This is a genomic window from Flavobacterium sp. LHD-85, assembly GCF_030929595.1.
In the GTDB taxonomy this organism is placed as follows: domain Bacteria; phylum Bacteroidota; class Bacteroidia; order Flavobacteriales; family Flavobacteriaceae; genus Flavobacterium.
The window spans coordinates 80,347-102,885 of record NZ_JAVFVR010000009.1; the positions used below are offsets into that span (position 1 = coordinate 80,347).

19 protein-coding genes are annotated in these 22,539 nt (G+C 32.8%); 16 read left to right on the top strand and 3 right to left on the bottom strand.

Features of this window, described 5'->3' with window-relative positions; translation table 11 throughout:
* Positions 1-83: 83 nt before the first annotated feature.
* From RB618_RS15585 to RB618_RS15595, 3 genes are all read left to right on the top strand, one after another.
* Positions 84-2,111 carry a hypothetical protein gene (locus RB618_RS15585; protein ID WP_308069586.1) on the top strand — a complete coding sequence of 676 codons (2,028 nt, stop codon included), beginning with the start codon at positions 84-86 and terminating at the stop codon, positions 2,109-2,111.
* A gap of 82 nt (positions 2,112-2,193) precedes the next feature.
* Positions 2,194-3,090 (top strand): LysR family transcriptional regulator, encoded by an 897-nt coding sequence (locus RB618_RS15590; protein ID WP_308069587.1) that lies wholly within the window; start codon positions 2,194-2,196, stop codon positions 3,088-3,090.
* Positions 3,091-3,165: 75 nt separating this feature from the next.
* Positions 3,166-4,131, top strand: a complete 966-nt coding sequence (locus tag RB618_RS15595) for a putative sulfate exporter family transporter (RefSeq protein ID WP_308069588.1) — start codon at positions 3,166-3,168, stop codon at positions 4,129-4,131.
* A gap of 169 nt (positions 4,132-4,300) precedes the next feature.
* Here RB618_RS15595 and RB618_RS15600 read toward each other — a convergent pair whose 3' ends face one another.
* Positions 4,301-5,251, bottom strand: a complete 951-nt coding sequence (locus RB618_RS15600; RefSeq protein WP_308069589.1) for a hypothetical protein — start codon at positions 5,249-5,251, stop codon at positions 4,301-4,303.
* Between the two features lie 172 nt (positions 5,252-5,423).
* On the opposite strand from RB618_RS15600, the gene RB618_RS15605 reads away from it, so the two are divergent.
* Complete coding sequence (locus tag RB618_RS15605; protein ID WP_308069590.1) at positions 5,424-6,422, top strand: zinc dependent phospholipase C family protein; 999 nt, start codon at positions 5,424-5,426, stop codon at positions 6,420-6,422.
* A 110-nt stretch (positions 6,423-6,532) separates the two neighbouring features.
* On the opposite strand, the gene RB618_RS15610 is transcribed toward RB618_RS15605, so the two are convergent.
* Complete coding sequence (locus RB618_RS15610; RefSeq protein WP_308069591.1) at positions 6,533-8,671, bottom strand: sulfatase-like hydrolase/transferase; 2,139 nt, start codon at positions 8,669-8,671, stop codon at positions 6,533-6,535.
* A 200-nt stretch (positions 8,672-8,871) separates the two neighbouring features.
* Between RB618_RS15610 and RB618_RS15615 the strand changes: the two genes are divergently transcribed.
* The 11 genes from RB618_RS15615 to hisIE all read left to right on the top strand — a co-directional run bounded on the left by RB618_RS15615 (position 8,872) and on the right by hisIE (position 19,736).
* The gene (locus RB618_RS15615) at positions 8,872-9,534 is read left to right on the top strand and encodes a response regulator transcription factor (protein WP_308069592.1); all 663 of its coding nucleotides are present in this window, start codon (positions 8,872-8,874) and stop codon (positions 9,532-9,534) included.
* 4 nt (positions 9,535-9,538) lie between these two features.
* Complete coding sequence (locus RB618_RS15620; protein WP_308069593.1) at positions 9,539-10,939, top strand: HAMP domain-containing sensor histidine kinase; 1,401 nt, start codon at positions 9,539-9,541, stop codon at positions 10,937-10,939.
* 312 nt (positions 10,940-11,251) lie between these two features.
* Complete coding sequence (hisG, locus tag RB618_RS15625; protein ID WP_274256703.1) at positions 11,252-12,109, top strand: ATP phosphoribosyltransferase; 858 nt, start codon at positions 11,252-11,254, stop codon at positions 12,107-12,109.
* 158 nt (positions 12,110-12,267) lie between these two features.
* Complete coding sequence (gene hisD, locus RB618_RS15630) at positions 12,268-13,566, top strand: histidinol dehydrogenase (RefSeq protein WP_308069594.1); 1,299 nt, start codon at positions 12,268-12,270, stop codon at positions 13,564-13,566.
* Between the two features lie 82 nt (positions 13,567-13,648).
* Positions 13,649-14,695 carry a histidinol-phosphate transaminase gene (gene hisC, locus RB618_RS15635; RefSeq protein WP_308069595.1) on the top strand — a complete coding sequence of 349 codons (1,047 nt, stop codon included), beginning with the start codon at positions 13,649-13,651 and terminating at the stop codon, positions 14,693-14,695.
* Positions 14,696-14,732: 37 nt separating this feature from the next.
* Entirely contained in the window at positions 14,733-15,497 is a 765-nt protein-coding gene (locus RB618_RS15640; RefSeq protein WP_308069596.1) for a hypothetical protein, read from the top strand.
* A gap of 42 nt (positions 15,498-15,539) precedes the next feature.
* Entirely contained in the window at positions 15,540-16,676 is a 1,137-nt protein-coding gene (gene hisB / locus RB618_RS15645) for a bifunctional histidinol-phosphatase/imidazoleglycerol-phosphate dehydratase HisB (RefSeq protein WP_308069597.1), read from the top strand.
* A gap of 102 nt (positions 16,677-16,778) precedes the next feature.
* A complete protein-coding gene (hisH, locus tag RB618_RS15650) occupies positions 16,779-17,360 on the top strand; it encodes an imidazole glycerol phosphate synthase subunit HisH (protein WP_308069598.1) in 582 nt (193 codons plus the stop codon).
* 100 nt (positions 17,361-17,460) lie between these two features.
* Complete coding sequence (gene hisA, locus RB618_RS15655) at positions 17,461-18,186, top strand: 1-(5-phosphoribosyl)-5-[(5-phosphoribosylamino)methylideneamino]imidazole-4-carboxamide isomerase (RefSeq protein ID WP_308069599.1); 726 nt, start codon at positions 17,461-17,463, stop codon at positions 18,184-18,186.
* An 83-nt stretch (positions 18,187-18,269) separates the two neighbouring features.
* Complete coding sequence (gene hisF, locus RB618_RS15660; RefSeq protein ID WP_308069600.1) at positions 18,270-19,025, top strand: imidazole glycerol phosphate synthase subunit HisF; 756 nt, start codon at positions 18,270-18,272, stop codon at positions 19,023-19,025.
* Positions 19,026-19,133: 108 nt separating this feature from the next.
* Positions 19,134-19,736 carry a bifunctional phosphoribosyl-AMP cyclohydrolase/phosphoribosyl-ATP diphosphatase HisIE gene (gene hisIE, locus RB618_RS15665; RefSeq protein ID WP_308069736.1) on the top strand — a complete coding sequence of 201 codons (603 nt, stop codon included), beginning with the start codon at positions 19,134-19,136 and terminating at the stop codon, positions 19,734-19,736.
* 112 nt (positions 19,737-19,848) lie between these two features.
* Here the strand turns inward: hisIE and RB618_RS15670 are convergent, their stop codons facing one another.
* Positions 19,849-20,547, bottom strand: a complete 699-nt coding sequence (locus RB618_RS15670; protein ID WP_308069601.1) for a carbohydrate-binding family 9-like protein — start codon at positions 20,545-20,547, stop codon at positions 19,849-19,851.
* Positions 20,548-20,714: 167 nt separating this feature from the next.
* Here RB618_RS15670 and RB618_RS15675 point away from each other — a divergent pair, with 167 nt between their 5' ends.
* Positions 20,715-22,370: a M1 family metallopeptidase gene (locus RB618_RS15675; RefSeq protein WP_308069602.1), complete on the top strand. Its 1,656-nt coding sequence runs from the start codon at positions 20,715-20,717 to the stop codon at positions 22,368-22,370.
* Positions 22,371-22,539 lie beyond the last annotated feature (169 nt).

Consider the following 22,539-nt stretch of genomic DNA (forward strand, 5'->3'; position numbering starts at 1 on the left):
CTAAGTTTTTTAAGCTAACTTAGGAACGGAACACACAATTTTTTATCTGATTACTGCAAACTGATACTGAATACTAAATAAATATGACGACAAACACGATTCTTTTATTATTGCTTTCTTTAGTAATTGCTGGTGGTTTATCGTACTTTCAATATTTTTTCAAAGCCAAAAGTAAATCCAATGTGATTATACTTTTGGCTTTTTTACGTTTTCTGGCCATTTTTGGATTGTTGGTTTTATTGATCAATCCGATAATTTCTAAAAATTCGTTAGAAATTACCAAAACGCCTTTAGCTATTGTAGTTGATAATTCTAGTTCTATAGTAGCTTTAAAATCAGAAAAAAAAGCAGTCGAATTATATCAAAAATTGGTTTCGAATCCAGCTTTAAAAGAAAAATTCGAAATTCAGTCTTATCAATTTGATAACGATTTTAGAACTTCTGATAAATTTGATTTTAAAGGAACCCAAACCAATTTAGACGAAGCGGCAAAGAATTTAAAAAGCATCAACAAAAACCTGATTTTCCCAACAGTAATTATTACTGACGGAAATCAAACTACAGGAAACGACTATGTATATAGATTCGATCCTGTCAATAAAGTTTATCCTTTGGTTGTGGGAGATACAACCACTTTTTTTGATTTAAAAATCAATCAGCTCAACGTAAACAAATATGCTTTTCATAAAAATAAATTTCCTGTCGAAGTTTTTCTGCAATATGCCGGCGACAAAACTGCCAATGCAGAATTTACCATTTCGCAAGGAAATACTGTTGTAGCAAAAGAAAAACTTTCCTTTTCACCTTCAAAAAAAACAGCTTCTTTAAACTTGCTATTGCCAGCAGATAAAGTAGGATTACAGATTTATAAGGCTAGTATTCAATCTTCTGCTAAAGAAAAAAACGGCTACAATAATATCAAGAATTTTGCTGTTGAAATTATAGATCAAAAGTCAACGATTGCCATTGTTTCGTCTATAAACCATCCAGACATTGCTGCTTTAAAACGTTCGATCGAGGTTAATGCACAGCGTAAAGTAATATTGGTTAAGCCGAATCAAATTAACGACTTACAAGATGTTTCTGTTTTGGTTTTGTATCAGCCAACAACAGCTTTCAAACCGATATTTGACAATAATAAAGTAAAAGGAACAAATACCTTTATTATAACGGGAAACAATACCGATTTCAATTTTTTAAATCAGCAGCAAAACAATCTGATTTTTAAAATGAGTAATCAAAGAGAAGATTTCTTAAGTGAATTCCATCCTGATTTTAATCTTTTTGCAATCGATGATATCGGTTTTGAAAATTTCCCGCCTTTACAAAATCCGTTCGGAAATATAAGTACAAACGGAAACGTGTCTGTTTTGCTTTCGTCAAAAATTAGAAACGTTTCTACAAATGCGCCATTATTGGCTTTCGCTGAAAATCAAGGAAAAAGAACTGCTTTTCTTTTAGGAGAAAATAGCTGGAAATGGCGTCTGCAAAGTCATGTTGATAATCAGTCATTTGAAAAGTATGATGTTTTTATTGATAAAATAGTTCAATATTTAGCATCATCGGCTTCAAAAAAATCTTTGGTAGTAACTCATGAAAGTTTCTATAATTCTGGAGAAGAAATTATTATCAATGCACAGTATTTCAATAAAAATTATGAGTTTGACGAAAAAGCGAGACTTACAATTAGCGTTGTAAATGCAGCAACCAAACAAACTAAAAATTACGATTTACTAAAAGGAAGTAATTCTTTCTCAGCTAATTTAGAAGGACTTCCTGCTGGAAAATATAATTTTACAGTAAAAGAGTTAAATTCAAATACGTCATACGCAAGTCATTTTGAAATTTTAGATTTTGATATCGAAAAGCAGTTCGTAAATCCAGATGTTCAAAAATTACAGCAATTAGCACAACAGACAGGAGGAAAAGCATTCTTTGAAGATCAAGCGGATCAATTGATTAATACACTTTTGGAAAACAAAGAATACAAATCGATCGAGAAGAATGTTTCAAGTAAAACTCCAATTATTGATTGGGTTTGGTTGTTAATTTTGATTGCTGCTTTATTGACAACAGAATGGTTTATTAGGAAGTATAATGGGTTACTTTAAGTTGCAAAGGTTCAGAGAGACAAAGGTTCAAAGTTTTTTACTAACTTGAAACTTTAAACGTGAAACAAAATAAACCAAAATCATGGACTTCAGGCTAAAAGTTTTCTACACCGTCGCGCTCCGCCTTAATTTTACTAAAGCGGCAACAGAATTGTATATTACGCAGCCAGCAGTTTCTAAACATATTCAAGAATTAGAAGAAACCTATAAAACCAAACTCTTTGAACGGAATGGTTCTAAAATCGCTTTAACGCCCGCAGGAAAAATTCTTTTAAAATATACTAAGAGTATTTTTAATATTTACCGAGAAATAGACTTTGAAATGAGTTCGTTTAATGCAGAACGTCAAGGTTTGCTTAGGTTAGGAGCAAGTACAACCATTTCTCAATATATTATTTCTCCAGTTTTGGCTAGTTTTCATCAGAAACAAAAAGACATAAAAGTCAATTTGCTGAATGGAAATACAGAACAAATAGAAAATGCCTTAATCAATAAAGAAATTGAGATCGGAATTGTAGAAGGACAATCTAAAAATCAATCTATCAAATACATTCCGTTTTTAAAAGACGAATTGGTTTTAGTTTGTAGCAACAAGAATCCTCTAGTGAAACAGAATGAAATTTCATTAAGCGATTTAAAATCAATGAAATTCATAACTCGAGAACGTGGATCTGGAACACTTGAAGTTATAGAATTTGCCTTGAAAAAAGCAGGTTTAAAATTCTCTGATTTACAAATAGAAATGCAGTTGGGAAGTACAGAAAGCATAAAATCTTACTTATTAAACTCAGATTGTTTTGCTTTTATGTCTGTTCATGCTGTAAGTAAAGAGTTGAAAAACAAAGAATTGATTGTTTTGGATGTGGAGAAATTATCTGTAGAAAGATATTTTTACATTATTACTTTGCAAGGAAAATCAGATTCTTTATCAGAACTATTTATTCAAAATTTAGCAAATCATTATAACTTGAAGTTATAGCCTATTGTAATTTACGATTGGTGTTTTCAATATAAACTGCGGAACTTTGCGACATAATATCAATACCCATTTATTTTGAAAACAAAAGAACAAACCACAGCACAATTATTCGAAACTAATCAATCAGTACAGCAAGTGCTTTTTCTTGCCGTAATTGTTTTATGTTTATTTTCGATCATTTCTCCGCCAATAGCACTTTTATTAGGCGTTTTAATTGTGAATCTTTTCGGAAATCCATTTGTAGAATTCAATCATAAAGCAATAACCTTTTTATTGCAGTTTTCGGTTGTTGGTTTAGGATTCGGAATGAATGCCAACAGTGCAGTTTCAGCTGGAAAAGAAGGATTTGTTCTGACTGTTTTTTCAATCTTTAGCACTTTACTTTTCGGATTGCTTTTGGGGAAGTGGCTTAAAACAGAACGAAAAACGTCTCATTTAATTTCTTGCGGAACAGCAATCTGCGGAGGAAGCGCTATTGCTGCCATTTCGCCAGTAATCAAATCAAACGAAAATCAGACTTCAATTGCTTTAGGGGTTATTTTTATACTAAATTCAATTGCTTTGTTTGTTTTCCCATTCATCGGACATCAATTAGATTTATCACAAAAAGATTTTGGATTATGGTGTGCTATTGCCATTCACGATACGAGTTCTGTAGTTGGTGCGGCAAATAAGTATGGTGCGGAAGCATTGCAAGTTGCTACAACAGTAAAATTGGCGAGAGCTTTATGGATTATTCCAATTTCAATCTTGACCGCTTTTCTTTTTAAAAGCAAGAATTCAAAAATCAAAATTCCTTATTTTATTGGTTTGTTTGTTATAGCAATGCTAGTAAATACCTATGTTCCGTCAACAGCCATTTTTACAGGTCATCTTGTTGGGATTGCGAAAATTGGTTTAACGGTAACTTTGTTTTTGATTGGAGCAACTTTAAATTTTACTACTTTAAAAACAGTAGGAGTAAAGCCTTTACTGCAAGGTGTTTTTCTTTGGATTTTTATAGCCGTTTTAGCTTTACTGTCAATTCTATATATGGGCTAGTTTTTTTAACCGCAAAGAGTGCAAGGTTCATACATAAAAGACTAAATACAAACGCAAAGTTCGCAAAGCTATATAGATAAAGCTTTGCGAACTTTTTGTTTTTATTCTCAATCCTAAAAAAATCTTTGCGTTCTTTGCGGTAAAACTATACTCAAAGTTTTTAACTATATTACTTTACATTGGAGAATTTTACAATTGGTTTGTCAATCATTTTGTAAAATTTTCCTTTGAATGAATAATGCCTCTCGATTACAAAGTTAAATTGCTTTTTAGTTTTTGCCATTTGTGTAAGTTCGGCAGGCAAATCAACTTCAAAATCGTCTTCTGTTCCTTTAGCTTTTTTGTATGATCCTGTTGTAATAATTTTAAAGTCCCTAAAAAACTTTTTATTATTATCTGTAATAACGGTATAAGTACTTGACCATTCAGAACTAATGCTGTTGGTAAGCGAGTAATTATCAATTTCCATTAAAGGCTGGTATTTTCCGTCAAATCCGGCAATTAAATAAAAATATCTGTTGTAGGGAGCGCCTGCGCCGCCGTTAGCATGTACAAGGGATAAAGCATATTGATCTTCTCCAATTTCAACCAATTTTGGAGTTGGGCATTGTGCAAAAGCACCAAACGCGGCCACAGCTGGTTGAAAAGATTTCATTTCCCAAGAATTGCCATTTTTTGCAAATTTTGCCAAACCAAGTAATCCACCAGAAAAACGACCTGTTTGAAGTCCGTCTTCATCATGGACAGAATGATTAAAAGCTACAATTTTGAATCGATTTCCCTTTGAGTCTGAATAATCTATATCGGCAAGAAGTCTAGAGGCAACGCCTTCGGTATAAGGAAATAATTGATCGCCTTCTACACCGTTTACATCTGTATAAGCAGAAGGTGTGCAAGTTTTACAGATCCAACTTATGAAACCGCTTCCGTCGCGCTTGCCATATTCAGTGCCAGGAAATAGTTGCCACATTACCTTTTTTGCTTTAAAAGGTTCGGTTATTTTTAAAATTCTTTTTGGATTTAAAATTGTGTCGTTTACTTTGCCTGGGGTTAATTCAATTTCTTGAGAAAAGCAAATGCTAGATAAAAGACTAGCAACAGTAAGAAAAATATGGCGCATATTTTAGATTTAATACCTAGCAAACATACAAAGAAAAATATTGTTAATATTGAACTTCTCTCGTTTTTAGGCTAATAAATTATAAAAGTTAAAATAGTAGAATCTTAATGATAGTATTTTTTGCGTATTCTTTAATTAAAGCTAAATTTGCTCCCTCTAATAAAAAAAACAAATGAAGAAAATCCAAATGAGACCAAAACTAATCGCTTTCGGAGCTTTAGTTATTGGGTTTATAATGCTATCATGGGGAAATGTAGGCCATGAGCGTATTAACAAAGCAGCTGTAATGGCTTTACCAAAACAGTTACAGATCTTTTTTTACAATCACATTGATTTTATTACGCAAGAGGCTTCAGTTCCTGATATCCGTAAGTATGCTTTAAATTATAAAGAAGAAGGCCCAAGACATTATTTTGATATGGAAAACTTTGGAGCCGCTGATACTTATCCGAAAACATTAGAAGAAGCAAAACAAAAATATGAAGCTAAATTTTTAAGTGATAATGGAATCTTGCCTTGGTATATTGAAGATATGATGGCAAAATTGACTAAAGCTTTTAAAGAGAAAAATAGAGCCGAAATCTTATTTCTTGCTGCAGATTTAGGTCATTATATTGGTGATGCGCACATGCCTTTGCATACTTCTAAAAACCACGATGGACAATTGACAGATCAAAAAGGAATTCACTCTTTATGGGAAAGCAGATTGCCAGAGTTATTCGTTAAAAATTACAAATTGAATGTTCCTGAAGCTCAATATTATGCTGATGTTCACAAAGCAATTTGGGACATGATTAATGATACTCATACCTTGGCGCAGCCTTTATTGGATATTGATAAAAAATTAAGAGTTGCAACTCCAGAAAATAAAGTTTTTGAAATGGATGCTGAAGGTAAAATTGCAAAAACGAAATACAATACGTCTAAATTCTCTGATGAATATGCTACAAAATTGCATGCAGAGCTAAATGGTATGGTTGAAAGCCAAATGAGAAAAGCGATTAGTGCAACGGCAAGTTTTTGGTACACTGCTTGGGTAAATGCAGGGAAACCTGATTTAAGCGACTTAGATGCGCCAGCTGTTACACAAAGAAATTACCAATTTTTGCAAGAAGATTTAAAATTATATCAGAAAGGAAATTTGTTCGGGATGAAGAATCAAAACGATTAAAAATTTTGTTTCAAATTTTCATAGCTTAACGTTTCAAGTTAGTTTCTGAAACCTAAAAAAAAAAGCCTCATATCGTAAAGATTTGAGGCTTTTTTTAATAATGATTTTAATTAATTATGGACATTGGCATATAATTTCTTGTTCTTGTCAGTCAAATTTTTAAACTGATATTCTTTCTCTTTCAAAACATAAGAAGCTGATTGATAATAAGAAATAGTTTCATCAACTAGATTCTTATTTTCAGTTTTCAATGGAATTTCATCATAATGGATTTGGAATTCAGGTGAAATCCCAGTTTTCTCATTAAGTTTTAACTGCAGCTGTTTTATCTGCTGTTTTGGAGATAAAATTGTCAAAACATTGTCTTTTATTAAACCAAGATCCTGATAAGTTGCTATAAAAGCTCTTGGCTGATAATCTGATTTAAATACATCACGTCCAAAGAATTTGCTTTCATAATCAAAATGCAGAAGACCAAATAATGTTGGCATAATATCGATTTGCGATATTAGTTTGTTGAATTTTTCTGGCTTCATATCTGGTGTATATATTAAAGCTGGAATTCTGTATTTGTCTAACGGAAGTTCTGTTTTTCCTGCACTAGACGCACAATGATCGGCTACAATTACAAAGACAGTATTTTTATACCAAGGCTGTTTTTCGGCCTGCTTAAAGAATTGTTGTAAAGCATAATCGGTATATTTAACGCCACCATCACGAGATTTGATATTTCCCGGAATATCAATTTTATTGTTCGGATACGTAAAAGGCCTATGATTGCTTACCGTCATAATATGGTTGAAAAATGGCTTACTTTGCTTAGCTTCAGCATTCATAATTCTGATTGCTTTATTATACATGTCTTCATCACAAACTCCCCAAACATTAGAAAAAGTAACTTCATTTTCTGAGAAACCCGATTTGTCTATAATTTGATAACCATTTCCGGTGTAGAAATCCTGCATATTATCAAAAAACGCATCTCCGCCATACATGAATTTTACATTGTAGCCTTTTTGAAGAAAGACAGATCCAGTTGAGAATTTATTTTTATTGTCTTCTCTTTTCACAACACTTTCGCCAGCTGTTGGAGGCAAACATAAAGTTACAGCTTCAAGACCGCGAACAGTTCTGTTTCCAGCTGCATAAACATTGGTAAATAGCAAACTTTTTTGAGCGAGACTGTCTAAAAATGGAGTGATATTTTGTTCGTTTCCGTACATTTTCATGAAGTCGGCACTTAAACTTTCAATGGTAATTAAAACTACATTTTTGTGCTGTTCCAATGAATCTTCTTTTACTTGGTGCAAAGTGTTGTTTCCTGTAATTGCTGGAAAATCCTGCCTTAAGATGGCAAATGCTTTTTCGTTTGGAATTGTTTTGTAGAATTTAAAATAATCTAACTTGTTATTCTGAAACGCTAAGTAGAACTTATAAATTCCATTTGATTGCAGTTCATTTGCAAAAACATTTTTGGAATTCTCAGTTGTAGCCAAGCCTGGAACAGCTAATAGAGAACACACAAACAAAACTGCATAAATAGTTGAAATTTTCAATTTTTCATTGAAACTTGGAATCTCATCGATATAATTTCTGGATTTCTTAATAATGAAATAAGTAACAGTTCCTGTAACGATAAATAAAGCAGAAAATATAGGAACTACCGGATAAGACTGCATAATGTTTCCGATAACCTCGTTGGTATAAATCAGATAATTAACGGCTATAAAATTGTATTTTACACCAAATTCATTCCAGAAGAAAAACTCGCTGATTGCATTTTGAAGAATCAATAAAACGTAAAGAAAGATTACAAAAGCAAAAAGCCAGAATCTGATTTTGTTTCTGTGTTTTGGGAGAAAAAGAAAAAGGGAGAATAAAAGTGTTTTTATTGAAACAAAGATCAGAATGATTCTAGGCAAAGCGCCTCCATATTCATCAAATATGCTTTTTCCAGAAGCCATGTATAATAAAAGCGCTAGAAAACCAGCTAGTACAATATATCCATAAGGTTTGTTATATTTAGAATTCGAAATAAAAATAAGATACAGCCACAGGAAAACCGAAGTCAAAATAAAGACGAAAAAGTCTGATAATAAACCGAATGAAAAGATTTTTAAGCTCTCAATAAATGTAAACGAACTTTGGGTAATGGGATGAAAAAGCAATACTATTCTAAGTGTGAAACTCACAATAAAATACAGTAAAGCTAGATTGTAGAAAGGCGAAAGTTTTTTGTAAAAATTCATCGGACTTATTTTTTTTACAAAATTAATTTTGAATGATTAATGCCAGATTAAGTTCCACTTTTACCTTACTTAACGTTAACTTAAAGTTTGCTTAAGATACTGATTTTCTTTATTTATTGCTGGATCGGATTATTTCTGAGGCCGAATTTATTTATCTTTGAATAGAAAAACGAAATTCAAATTTTAATCAGATACGATAAATGCATATTTTAATAGTTGAAGACGAAGTCGGAATTGTCCAGTTTCTAAAACAAGGTTTACAGGAAGAAGGGTATCAAATTACAACCGCGGCTGATGGTTCTAAAGGTTTTGAGTTGGTTCAAGAGCAGAAATTTGATTTGATTCTTTTAGATTGGATGCTGCCAAAAATTAATGGTCTTGATCTGTGTAAGGCTATCAGGATTAAAGATCAGACAACACCGATTATTTTTTTAACGGCAAAAGATACGGTTCAGGAAACTGTAGAAGGCCTGAAAGCTGGAGCAAATGATTATATCAAAAAGCCATTTAGCTTTGAGGAATTGGTTGAAAGAATAAAAGTCCACTTTAGAAATAGAAAACAAACTGAAACACTCACACTTGGAAACATTACGATGGATTTATCCAGACATATTGTTTTAAAAGGGGCTGAAGAAATTTCATTAACGCAGCGCGAATTTGAATTGTTGGCGTATTTAATTCAGCATAAAGGAAAAGTTTGCACGAGAAATCAAATTTTGAGAGATGTCTGGGAAATCAATTTTGAGTACGATACCGGTGTTATTGATGTTTTTATGAATGCTATTCGAAAAAAACTGAATCTTAAAATTGAAGAAGATTATATAAAAACCATCCGAGGCATTGGATATATCGCCAATGATTAGCAAAATGACATCATTATCTTTTAAAAACAGAATCGCATTAAATTATATTGTAGGAACAGGACTGTTGATTTTAGCAGTCTTTTCGGCTATTTATTTTATTGTAAAACTGACGGTTTACAATCACATCGATGAGAATTTAAATATTGAAATTCAAGACCATTTTAAAGAACTTAAAATAGAAAAAGGCACAATAATTTTTATGGATGCCGAAGAATGGGAGGAAAGAGAACATAATTCAGTCGACGTAAACCCTATTTTTGTTCAGTTCTTGGATTTGAACAAAAAAATAGTCGAAAAATCGCCAAATTTAAAGAATGAGAAACTTGTTTTTCATAATAACAAAGAGCTTTTTCATCCTTTTGATACCAAATTATTGGGCAGCAAAATTCGTCAGATTCAAGTTCCGCTTCAAGTAGAATCCAAGAAAGTTGGGTATTTAATTATTGCAATGGCGCTTTCTGATTCTGCACAAGTTTTGGATAATCTGATGGATACTTTGTTGATTACTTTTCCAATTATTCTGCTGATTTTGTTTTTCTTAGCGAGATTTTACGCAGGACGAAGTATCAAACCAATAAATAATATTATTCAGACGTCAAAGATTATTACTAAAGACAATCTTAAAGCGCGTATTCCGTTGCCGAGAACAAGAGATGAATTATTTACACTTTCTAAGACCATTAATAATTTATTGAATCGTATCGAAGATGCTATAGAGCGCGAAAAACAGTTCACATCTGATGCTTCTCATGAGCTAAGAACGCCTCTTACTGTTATTAAAGGAACACTTGAAGTATTAATACGTAAACCTCGAGATAATAAGGAATACGAAGAAAAAATAAATTATTGCATTAACGAAGTTGATCATTTAAATTCTCTTGTTGACCAGCTGCTTATGATGGCGCGTTTTGAGAATCAAAAACAAAATATTCATAAAGAAAATGTCTATTTGAATGCAGCCGTTTTAGATGTTTTGAAATTGAATGCAGAGAAAATTAAAACAAGAAGAATTAATGTTATACTTGAAGCTTCAGAAGAATTTTATATCTATTCGGATAATTATTTAGTCATAACGATTCTTAGAAATATTATTTCAAATGCTGTAAAATATTCAAAACCCGATAGCAAAGTCACTGTAGCATTATCAAGAGAAAGTAAGAAAATCATTTGCAATATTTCAGATCACGGAATCGGAATAGCGAAAAAAGACCTAGAATCAATTTTGAATCCTTTTTTTAGGTCAGATTCGCTAAATCACGCCGAAATTAAAGGGACAGGACTTGGGTTGTTTATTGTAAAACGAATGACAGATCTGCTGAAAATTAAATTTAAAATTGAAAGCGAAATAGGAATGGGAACTAGTGTATTATTGGTTTTTGACGAATATGATAATTCGTTAAAGTAATTTTAAAATTCTTAAGCATAATACTATCAGAAACGATTTTTAACAATAAACTATCGTTAAGTTAAAATAAAAATTGCTTTTTAATTATTTTATCTAGTATATTTGCAACCGAATCAAAGAAGTAAAAAACAAAACAAATCATGATTTCAATTCAATTACATCATCATCATTTACATTATTGCTCTCAAGCGATGTGTTAATGGTATGCATGTAAATCATCTTATTTTAAAACCCGTTTGAGTACATCAAACGGGTTTTTTAATTCAAGCTCTCTTTGTACTCAAACTATTAATCCAACAAACAACTAAAAAAATGAGTACTTTAAAAATTGCAATTCAAAAATCTGGTCGTTTAAACGAAGACAGCATTCAAATTCTAAAAGACTGCGGCATTTCAATCAATAACGGAATTGACCAGTTAAAAGCTGAGGCTTCAAATTTTCCTCTTGAAGTTTTATACCTTAGAAATTCAGACATTCCGCAATATTTAATTGACGGAGTCGTAGATCTTGCCATTGTTGGCGATAACCTTTTGGTAGAAAAAGGAAAAGGAATCGAAGTGGTTCAAAAATTAGGATTTTCAAAATGTAAAGTTTCTGTAGCAGTTCCTAAAACCTTCGAATATAATTCTGTACAAGATCTAGCGAATCTTCGAATTGCTACCTCTTATCCGAATACAGTAACAGAATATTTTAATAAATTTGGTATAACTGTAGATATTCACCAAATCTCTGGTTCTGTAGAAATTGCTCCAAATATTGGTCTCGCAGATGCAATTGTAGACATTGTTTCAAGCGGAAGTACGTTATTTAAAAACAACTTAAAAGAAGTTGAAGTTATTTTGAAAAGTGAAGCAGTTTTAGCAGTTTCTCCAAAAGTTTCTCCAGAAATTCAAAAACACATTGATACTTTAAAATTCAGAATCCAAGCTGTTTTACGAGCTAGAAATTCAAAATATATCTTAATGAACGTTCCAAATGACAAAATTGAAGCTGTTGGAAAAATTCTTCCAGTTTTAAGAAGTTTAACGGTTCTTCCGTTAGCTCAAGAAGGTTGGAGCAGCGTTCACTCTGTAATCGATAAAGATACTTTTTGGGATGTAATCGACCAGTTAAAAGAAGTAGGCGCAGAAGGAATTCTAGTTTGCCCAATTGAGAAAATGGTTCTTTAAGGACTTCGTCCGCTTTAGGCTTTAGGCGGTAAGCTATAAGCCAAAATTCACAAACTATAGAGAGGCTTAAAGCTTACGGCTTATTGCCTAAAGCCTAAAAAGAAACACAACGTTAAGAAAGCTTAAAGCCTACAGCTTATAGCATAAAGCATAAAAAAATGAATAAAATAGACAGTCCAAAACCAGAAATCTGGTCAGAAATATTAAAAAGACCAACCAAAACTGTTGACGATATAGAAGTTACGGTAAAAGAAATCTTCAAAGAAGTTCAAAGAAAAGGAGATGAAGCTGTGGCAAAATACACTTCAATTTTTGACGGCATTTCTCAAGATAACTATGAAGTTTCACGAGAAGAAATCAATGAAGCGATTGGTTTGATTCCAACAGAATTAAAAGCGGCTATTGAATTAGCAAAAGACAATATTTATAAATTTCATAGTGCTCAAAAAACAGATCGTGTTTCTGTTGAAACTAGTGAGGGAGTCAACTGTTGGCAAGAGAAGAGGCCAATTCAAAAGATTGGCTTGTATATTCCAGGCGGAACAGCGCCATTATTTTCGACAGTTTTAATGCTGGCAGTTCCAGCAGAAATTGCGGGCTGTAAGGAAATTGTGTTATGTTCGCCGCCAGATAAAAAAGGGAAAATTAATCCAGCAATTTTATATGCTGCAAATTTATGCGGTGTAACTAAAATCCTAAAAGTTGGTGGAATCCAAGCTATTGCAGGAATGACTTTTGGAACGCAGTCTATTCCGAAAGTATATAAGATTTTTGGTCCAGGAAATCAGTTTGTAACGGTAGCAAAACAATTGGCAACGCAATTTGGTGTTGCTATTGATATGCCTGCGGGGCCTTCAGAATTATTAATCGTGGCCGATGATACAGCGGTTCCTGCTTTTGTAGCGTCAGATTTATTATCGCAAGCAGAACACGGAACAGACAGTCAGGTTATTTTGGTTTCGACTTCAAAAAAGCTAATTGCAGAAGTAGAAAAAGAAGTGCAATCTCAATTGGAAGTGCTTCCAAGAAAAGCAATTGCAGAAAAAGCAATCGAGAATTCAAAATTGATTTATGTCGAAAACGATCAGATTGCTTTAGATTTAATCAATGAATATGGTCCTGAACACTTTATAATCTGCTCAGAATATGATGATTTCTATTGCAATGGAATTGTAAATGCAGGTTCAGTTTTCATTGGAAATTATACGCCAGAAAGCGCAGGTGATTATGCTTCAGGAACCAATCACACATTGCCAACAAACGGCTATGCAAAAAATTACAGTGGAGTAAATCTGGACAGTTTTATGAAATCAATGACTTTTCAGAAAATCTCTGAAAAAGGAATTCAAAACATTGGAAAAGCAATAGAATTGATGGCTGAGGCCGAAGGATTACAAGCGCATAAGAATGCTGTTACAGTACGTCTGCAGTCCTGCAAGGTTTCCAAAACCTCGTAGGTCTAAATAGATTTTCGATTTAGAGAGTGAATAAATAATACCTACAAGGTTTTGAAAACCTTGCAAGAATAAAGAAAATAAAATGAATACTTTCGATATAAATACAATTACACGTGAAAACGTAAAATCTTTAAAACCATATTCTTCTGCGAGAGATGAGTTTGAAGATTTTGATACAGCCGAAATGATTTTTTTGGATGCCAATGAAAATCCATATCAGAATGGTGTAAACCGTTACCCAGACCCACAGCAGAATTCGGTTAAAGCAATTTTAGCTAAGAATAATTTAGTAAAACAAAGTCAGATTCTGTTAGGAAACGGAAGTGACGAAGTTTTAGATTTGCTTTTCAGAGCTTTTTGCGAACCAAAAAAAGATAATATTATTTCGCTACCGCCAACATATGGAATGTATGGAGTTTTGGCAAACATTAACGCAGTAGAAAATAGAGAAGTTTTATTATCAACTGATTTTCAGCCACAAGTTGAGAAGATTTTAGAGGCTGTTGATGAGAATACTAAAATCATCTTTTTATGCTCACCAAATAATCCAACAGGGAATTCATTTTCGGATGAAAGCGTGGTTAAATTGCTTCAAAACTTCAAAGGTTTAGTTGTTATTGATGAAGCATATATTGACTTCTCGGATAAAGAAAGCTGGCTAACAGAAATTGACGAATATCCAAATTTAGTGATTACACAAACACTTTCAAAAGCGTATGGTTTAGCCGGAATTCGTTTGGGAATCTGTTATGCTTCTGAAGTTGTGATTTCGGTTTTAAATAAAATCAAACCGCCTTATAATGTAAACGAATTGACGCAACAAAGAGCGAAAGAACGTTTGAAAGATTCTGATAAAATTAAACAAGAAATAGCGTCTATTATTGAGCAAAGAGAAGAATTGCTTAAAGTTTTGCTTGAAGTGAGTTTTGTTGAAAAAGTTTACCCAACAGAAGCCAATTTTATTTTAGCCAAAGTGGATGATGCTGATAAAAGATACGATCAATTAATTGAAAAAGGAATCGTTATTCGCAATAGAACAACACAGCCTTTATGCGAAAATTGTCTTCGTTTTACAATTGGAACGGAAGAAGAAAATGCTGTTTTGATTAAAGAATTAAAACTTATATAAAACATTTATTTATTATAATAATCTAAAAAAGCAACCTATGAAATTTCTTTACCCCTTATTTTTCTTTATTTTCTTTAGTATTAATGCTCAAGATAGTCGAGACGCTTTTGCAATTATAAAAGGTAATCCTAAAGAATATAAAGAAACATGGTACGCGGCGAAGAAAACTAAAGCAGGATTTGTAAAAGGAAAGTATTTGCATGATGATGTTTACAACATAAACGCTTATGGCGAAATTGTGAAACAAAGCTTTATGCCACCTGAAAAATGGGAAGTTCCACAAACCAGTTATAATAAAGATAATCAGAAAATAGAAACTATTAATTATAACGAAGAAGGCGGAATTAAAGATAGAACCAAGTTTTTGTATGATAAAAATAAACTTGTTGAAGAAAAAATTTACGGAGATTCCGATACTCTTTTTGTCAGTAACAAATATGAGTATTTAAATAATTTAGTAGTAAAGAAGTTAGAATTTAGAGCTGAAAAAGGCGTTTTTAAAAGTACTCCAAGCGAAATTACTACGTACGAATATGATTCAAAGAATAATATAATTGTAGAGTTTATCGCCCTTGAAGATGAGTATGTTGCCTTTGCTTATAAATATGATGATAAAAATTTCATGACTGAGGTTCATTCAAAATCAAGTTTTCCCGTGCGTGAAAAGGAGTTTAGTATATCGATACGATACAATTATCAAAAATATGATTTGAATAATTGGACAGAAGTTTATGTTGAAGATGATCTAAGTTCTGACAGAAAACCTTCTTATTATTTTATTCAAAGAGAATTCAAATATTAAATATTAAATTTTTGGCAAAACTGCCTGAAATACAATAAAAACATGAAAAAAGTACTTTTTATTGATCGTGACGGAACGATTGTTTTAGAACCTGAAAATTACCAATTAGACAGCTTAGATAAATTAGAGTTTTATCCAAAAGCTTTTCAATATCTGGCTAAAATCGCCAATGAATTAGATTACGAATTGGCGATGGTAACCAATCAAGACGGATTAGGGACAGATAGTTTTCCGGAAGATACGTTTTGGCCAACGCAAAATTTCATTTTAAAAGCTTTTAAAAACGAAGGAGTTGTTTTTGATGAAATCTTTGTAGACCGAACTTTCCCAGAAGAAAATGCGCCAACACGTAAACCAAGAACGGGAATGTTGACTAAATATTTGAATAATCCAGAATATGATTTGGAGAATTCTTTTGTTTTAGGAGATCGTTTAACAGATGTGGAACTGGCTAAAAACTTGGGTGCAAAAGCCATTTTCATGAATGATACCGATGGAATTGGAAGCAATGAAATTTCATCAAAACGTGAAGAACTGAATGAAACAATCGTTTTACAAACAATGGATTGGAAGAAAATCTATGAGTTTTTGAAATTAGAAGCTCGTTCGGCTTCGATTACAAGAAAAACAAACGAAACGGATATTTATATCAATCTAAATCTTGACGGAACTGGAAAAAGTAAAATAGATACAGGAATTGCTTTTTTTGATCATATGTTAGATCAAATCTCACGTCACGGTCAAATGGACTTGGAAATCCTTGTAAAAGGCGATCTTGAAGTTGATGAGCATCACACAATTGAAGATACGGCAATTGCTTTGGGAGAAGTTTTCGCGAAAGCGTTAGGAAACAAACTAGGAATTGAGCGTTACGGATTCTGCCTTCCAATGGATGATTGTTTAGCTCAAGCAGCAATTGATTTTGGCGGAAGAAACTGGCTGATCTGGGAAACAGAATTCAAACGTGAAATGGTGGGTAAAATGCCAACAGAAATGTTTTATCATTTCTTTAAATCGTTTACAGACGGTGCAAAAGCGAATTTAAATATCAAAGCTGAAGGAATCAACGAACATCATAAAATTGAAGCCATTTTTAAAGCTTTCGCGAAAGCGATAAAAGTAGCCGTAAAAAGAGACACTGAGAAAATGATTTTGCCTTCAACGAAGGGAATGCTTTAATTGAGTCAAAAGTTGAAAGTCATAAAGTCGAAAGTTTTCCAAAAAGGGGATATTAAAATCGACTTTAAGACTTTAGACTTTAGACTTTAAGACTAAAAAAGAATGAAAATAGTAATTATAAATTACGGAGCAGGAAATATTCAGAGCATTATGTTTGCTATTGAAAGATTGGGTTTTAAGGCGGTTTTGAGTAATGATCCTGACGAAATTAAATCGGCTGATAAAGTGATTTTTCCTGGCGTGGGCGAAGCGAGTTCGGCGATGGCTAAACTTCGCGAAAGCGGTTTAGATAACTTGATTCCGCAATTGAAACAGCCGGTTTTAGGAATCTGTCTGGGAATGCAGTTGATGTGCAATAAGACCGAAGAAGGAAATACAGAAGGTTTAGGGATTTTTGATGTTGATGTTTTGAAATTTTCAAACAACGTAAAAGTACCACAAATGGGATGGAATCAGATTTATGATTTAAAAACCGATTTATTCAAAGGAATTTCTGAAAATGAATTCATGTATTTGGTTCATAGTTTTTATGCTCCAAATTGCGATGAATCTATTGCTACAACGAATTACGACGTTGAATATGCCTCAGCTTTGCAAAAAGATAATTTTTACGGAACTCAATTTCATCCAGAAAAAAGCGGTGATGTTGGAGAGAAAATCCTTGGAAATTTCCTGAAGATGTAAAATTTTCAAATTCAAAAGACAATATCAATCAAAATAACAATTTTTGAAAATCAGAAAGACTTTATGACTTTAGACTTTCAAACTTTAAGACTAAAACAAAATGAGAATAATACCAGCCATAGATATCATTGAAGGAAAATGCGTTCGTTTGTCCAAAGGTGATTATGATACCAAAATAATTTACAATGAGAATCCGCTTGAAGTGGCAAAATCATTTGAAGCGCACGGAATTGAATATCTGCATTTAGTGGATCTTGACGGAGCGAAATCGAGTAAAATTGTTAATTACAAGATATTAGAACAAATTGCAACGCAAACCAGCTTAAAAATAGATTTCGGTGGCGGATTAAAATCGGATGATGATTTGAGAATTGCTTTTGAAAGTGGTGCAAATCAGATTACTGGCGGAAGTATCGCGGTTAAAAATAGAGCAATCTTCGAAAAATGGATTTCAGCATATGGTTCAGAAAAAATTATTCTTGGCGCCGATGCAAAAGATGAAAAAATCGCTGTTTCTGGCTGGTTAGAAGAATCAAATGAAGATTTGGTTCCGTTTATTCAGGATTATCAAAATAAAGGAATTCAGTACGTTATTTGCACGGATATTGCCAAAGACGGAATGCTTCAAGGGCCAAGTTTTGATTTGTATAGCAAAATTTTAGCAGAAGCTAAAGGTGTAAAACTAATCGCTTCTGGCGGAATTTCAACTTTTGATGAATTGCCAAAATTAGCTGAATTAGGCTGTGAAGGAACTATAATCGGAAAAGCGATTTACGAGGGAAAAATTAGCTTGAAACAACTAGAGGGGTTTATAATTAGAAAATGAGTTAATTAGAAAATTAGATAATGGTTTAGCAAATGCAGAAAATTATCTAATTGACTAATTATCTAATTAACACATTAAAGAAAATGTTAGCAAAAAGAATAATACCTTGCTTAGATATAAAAAACGGAAGAACTGTAAAAGGTGTTAATTTCGTTGACTTGCGTGATGCAGGAGATCCTGTAGAACTAGCTGAAATTTATTCGAAAGAAGGTGCAGATGAATTGGTTTTTCTAGATATTTCAGCAACTGAAGAAAGACGTAAAACGCTAGTAAATATGGTGCGAAGTGTAGCGGAGAAAATAAATATTCCGTTTACAGTTGGTGGTGGAATTTCATCTGTTGAAGATGTTGATATTCTGCTGAACAACGGAGCAGATAAAGTTTCAATCAATTCATCGGCAGTAAAAAATCCGCAATTAATAAACGATTTAGCTCAGAAATTTGGAAGTCAGTGCGTTGTTGTAGCAATTGATGCGAAACAAATTGACGGACAATGGATTGTGCATTTAGTTGGAGGAAAAGTTCCAACTGAACTGAATTTATTCGATTGGGCGGTTGAAGTAGCGGAGCGTGGCGCAGGAGAAATTTTATTTACTTCGATGGACAACGATGGAACGAAAAATGGTTTTGCAAATGAAGCTTTGGCTAAACTGTCAGAATTAGTAAATATTCCGATTATTGCTTCTGGAGGTGCTGGAAACATACAGCATTTTGTTGATTCGTTTCAAAAAGGAAAAGCAGATGCAGCATTGGCTGCGAGTGTTTTTCACTTTAAAGAAATCGAAATCAAGGCCTTGAAACAAGAATTAAGAAATAATAACATAGAAGTAAGGTTGTAAAATTCCAATTGTTGAAGTGCCAAATTCCAATCAATAGCAATATCAAAAAATCAAAAAAAAATAATTTTTCAGTTTTTAGAATCTAAAATCTGAAATCTAAAATCTAAAATAGACATGGACATCGATATCAAAAGCGCACACGGATTAATTCCGGCTATAATTCAAGATTCAGAAACTAAAAATGTTTTGATGTTGGGTTATATGAATGAAGAATCGCTTCAGAAAACAATAGAAACGCAGAAAGTAACTTTTTTTAGCCGTTCAAAACAAAGACTTTGGACGAAAGGCGAGGAGAGTGGCAACTTTTTAAATCTGGTTAGCATTAAAAATGATTGTGACGGCGATACGCTTTTAATTCAGGCAAAACCTGTTGGGCCAACATGTCATACAGGTGCAGACACATGCTGGCAAGAGCCAAATGATGCCAATTACGGTTTTATTTCTCAATTAGAAAATGCAATCAAAACCCGCAGAGAAAATGCTGATTCTGAACAGAGTTATGTAGCTTCTTTATTTGCAAAAGGAATCAATAAAATCGCTCAAAAAGTTGGTGAAGAGGCAGTAGAAGTGGTGATTGAAGCAAAAGACAATAACGATGATTTGTTCCTTAGCGAAAGCGCCGATTTGCTTTTTCATTATTTAATTCTGCTTCAAGCAAAAGGATATCAATTGAATGATGTTGTGGAAGTTTTGAAGAAACGCCAAAAATAGTTTCAAATAATTTAGGAAGCATGTATTACTATAGCCCGCGGTTTCAACCGCGGGAAACGTATAGTTTATATGCATGTCCTCCCGCGGTTGAAACCGCGTGCTATGTTTCTTGCTATTCCATAAACTCAAAAACAGCAAATTCTTGAGGCTGATGAAATCCGAAAATTAAACTTTTATAAGGCTGTAATGCAAGATATTCGGTTGTGTTACCGTAATCAATTCTAAAAGCATTTCCTTTCCATTTTGTTCCAATTTTTGGCTTTTGAAAACTTCCATTCTTAATTTTCTCAAGACTAGAAAACGGAATTTTAATTTCTACAATATATCCTTCGGAAGTTATTTTACTCACAGATTCCAAGCCTTTAATGTCAAAATCCATAGCTGTATTCCATCCTCCGCATTCTGGCGAAATACATTTTAAAAGTAAATCATAGTTTGTAGAAAAAGCATTTACTCCAATTTCAATATAATTCTGACTGTCCCCGTCGGGATCAAGAAAAATTTCAACCAAATCATCGGTATTAAAAATCTGTGAATCTTTATTTTGTGGTGCTCCAATAATTTTAGAATCCGTGCAATTGTAAGCAATATAGAGGTTTTCATTATTCCACGAGAGTAAAACAAAAGTTTTCTGAGTTGCTTTCTCTTCAGTATTATGAATCACAAACGGACCAAGAAAAGGCGTTTTCCATTCTGATAAATCACCATCAATGTTGATTTTTTCATTTGTTTTATGAACAGGAATGGTTTGTGCATTGGCAACTTTCGAAAACATTATAATTAAATAGAAAACAATCGTGGTTAATCTCATATTATGAAATCTAAAATTTTGAAAGTACTAAAATAGAGAAGAATAATGAATTTGAATATTGTTTATTTGTATTGAAATGATAATTTTTTAAAAAACTTGATTCGAATGTTTACATTTGTTGAAGATTAAGCTGGTTTAATTACCTAATTATTTCAAATTTTAAAATAATGAAAAAATACTTTGGTGGCGTAGTTTTCGCCTTTTTGGTTGGTTTTACTGCCAATGCTCAGGGACTTTTAAATAAGTCAGAAACCGTTTTTACACATCAGGATACTTTACGCGGAAGCATTACAAAAGAAAGGGCTTGGTGGGACTTGAAATATTATCACCTTGATGTAAAAGTGAATCCAAAAGAAAAATCAATTTCGGGTTCTAATACTGTTCGTTATACGGTTTTGACGGAAAACAGCCGTATGCAGATCGATTTACAGGAACCAATGAATATTACGAAAGTAACTCAGAATGGTAAGGATTTAAAATTTGAAAGAAACGGGAATGCTTTCTTTATTACTTTAACAGAAAAGCAAAAAGTTGGTGCCGTAAAAGAAATCGTAGTTTTCTTTGAAGGAAAGCCTAAAGAAGCTGTTAGAGCACCATGGGATGGTGGTTTCTCTTGGAAAAAAGATAAAAACGGAAAAGATTTTATTGCTACCTCTTGTCAAGGTTTAGGCGCGAGTGTTTGGTGGCCGTGTAAGGACCATATGTGTGATGAAGTAGAGAATATGCTTATTAGTGTAAATGTTCCAGGGGATTTAACTGAGGTTTCTAACGGAAGATTGCAAAGTGTTAAAAAGGAAAAAGACGGAACAAAAACGTTTAATTGGTACGTTTCAAATCCGATCAACAACTACGGCGTAAATATCAATATTGGTGATTACGTTAATTTCTCAGAAGTATTTAAAGGCGAAAAAGGAAATTTAGACTGTAATTATTATGTGTTAAAAGATAATTTAGCTTTGGCAAAAGAGCAGTTTAAAGATGCTCCTAAAATGCTGAGGGCGTTTGAAAACTGGTTCGGACCTTATCCGTTTTATGAAGATAGTTATAAATTGGTTGAAGTTCCGTATTTAGGAATGGAGCACCAAAGTTCTGTAACATACGGTAATCAATACAAAAATGGTTATTTAGGACGCGATTTAAGCGGTACAGGTTGGGGATTAAAGTTTGACTTTATCATTATTCATGAATCTGGTCACGAATGGTATGCTAACAATATTACCTACAAAGATATTGCTGATATGTGGGTTCACGAGAGTTTTACAAACTATTCAGAAAGCCTTTTTGTTGAGTATTATTACGGAAAAGATGCTGGTGCAGAATACGTAATTGGATGCAGAAAAAACATTCAAAACGATATTCCGATTATTGGGCATTATGATGTGAATAATGAAGGATCTGGAGATATGTATCCAAAAGGAGCTTCAATGCTTCATATGATTCGTCAGATTATCAATGATGATGCTAAATGGAAATCGATTTTAAGAGGCATGAATAAGACTTTTTATCATCAAACTGTTACAGGAAAACAGATTCAGGATTATATGAACGAGCAGTCTGGAATTAACTTCAACAGAGTTTTTGCGCAATATTTAAGTACAACACAAATTCCAGTTTTCGAATATATGTTTAAAAACGGAACTTTCGGCTATCATTGGACAAATTGCGTTTCTAAGTTTGACATGCCAGTAAGAGTAAAATTAAACGGTGTTGAAACTTGGCTGAAACCAACAACAGAGTGGCAATCAGTAAAAACAGAAAATGAAGACAGGAAACTAGAAGTGGATAAAGATTTCTATGTTACGACTTCTAATATAGTCGAATAAATTCTTTTAATATTCAATATAAAAAATCCCAAATTCCAAATTTCGTTGGAGTTTGGGATTTTTTTTTGATTCTAAACCCGATAGGTTTTAAAAAACCTGTCGGGTTTGTTGATTTACGAGTGTGATCCTTCGTTCCTCGGGATGACAAAAAGGGGTGAAAAACTTTGTT

What these genes read in the sequence shown, in the direction of transcription:
- RB618_RS15585 (WP_308069586.1), top strand. Translation starts at nt 84, where the DNA reads ATGACGACAAACACGATTCTTTTATTATTGCTTTCTTTAGTAATTGCT.
- RB618_RS15590 (WP_308069587.1), top strand. Translation starts at nt 2,194, where the DNA reads ATGGACTTCAGGCTAAAAGTTTTCTACACCGTCGCGCTCCGCCTTAAT.
- RB618_RS15600 (WP_308069589.1), bottom strand. Translation starts at nt 5,251, where the DNA reads ATGCGCCATATTTTTCTTACTGTTGCTAGTCTTTTATCTAGCATTTGC.
- RB618_RS15605 (WP_308069590.1), top strand. Translation starts at nt 5,424, where the DNA reads ATGAAGAAAATCCAAATGAGACCAAAACTAATCGCTTTCGGAGCTTTA.
- RB618_RS15610 (WP_308069591.1), bottom strand. Translation starts at nt 8,671, where the DNA reads ATGAATTTTTACAAAAAACTTTCGCCTTTCTACAATCTAGCTTTACTG.
- RB618_RS15615 (WP_308069592.1), top strand. Translation starts at nt 8,872, where the DNA reads ATGCATATTTTAATAGTTGAAGACGAAGTCGGAATTGTCCAGTTTCTA.
- RB618_RS15620 (WP_308069593.1), top strand. Translation starts at nt 9,539, where the DNA reads ATGACATCATTATCTTTTAAAAACAGAATCGCATTAAATTATATTGTA.
- hisG (WP_274256703.1), top strand. Translation starts at nt 11,252, where the DNA reads ATGAGTACTTTAAAAATTGCAATTCAAAAATCTGGTCGTTTAAACGAA.
- hisD (WP_308069594.1), top strand. Translation starts at nt 12,268, where the DNA reads ATGAATAAAATAGACAGTCCAAAACCAGAAATCTGGTCAGAAATATTA.
- hisC (WP_308069595.1), top strand. Translation starts at nt 13,649, where the DNA reads ATGAATACTTTCGATATAAATACAATTACACGTGAAAACGTAAAATCT.
- RB618_RS15640 (WP_308069596.1), top strand. Translation starts at nt 14,733, where the DNA reads ATGAAATTTCTTTACCCCTTATTTTTCTTTATTTTCTTTAGTATTAAT.
- hisB (WP_308069597.1), top strand. Translation starts at nt 15,540, where the DNA reads ATGAAAAAAGTACTTTTTATTGATCGTGACGGAACGATTGTTTTAGAA.
- hisH (WP_308069598.1), top strand. Translation starts at nt 16,779, where the DNA reads ATGAAAATAGTAATTATAAATTACGGAGCAGGAAATATTCAGAGCATT.
- hisA (WP_308069599.1), top strand. Translation starts at nt 17,461, where the DNA reads ATGAGAATAATACCAGCCATAGATATCATTGAAGGAAAATGCGTTCGT.
- hisF (WP_308069600.1), top strand. Translation starts at nt 18,270, where the DNA reads ATGTTAGCAAAAAGAATAATACCTTGCTTAGATATAAAAAACGGAAGA.
- RB618_RS15670 (WP_308069601.1), bottom strand. Translation starts at nt 20,547, where the DNA reads ATGAGATTAACCACGATTGTTTTCTATTTAATTATAATGTTTTCGAAA.
- RB618_RS15675 (WP_308069602.1), top strand. Translation starts at nt 20,715, where the DNA reads ATGAAAAAATACTTTGGTGGCGTAGTTTTCGCCTTTTTGGTTGGTTTT.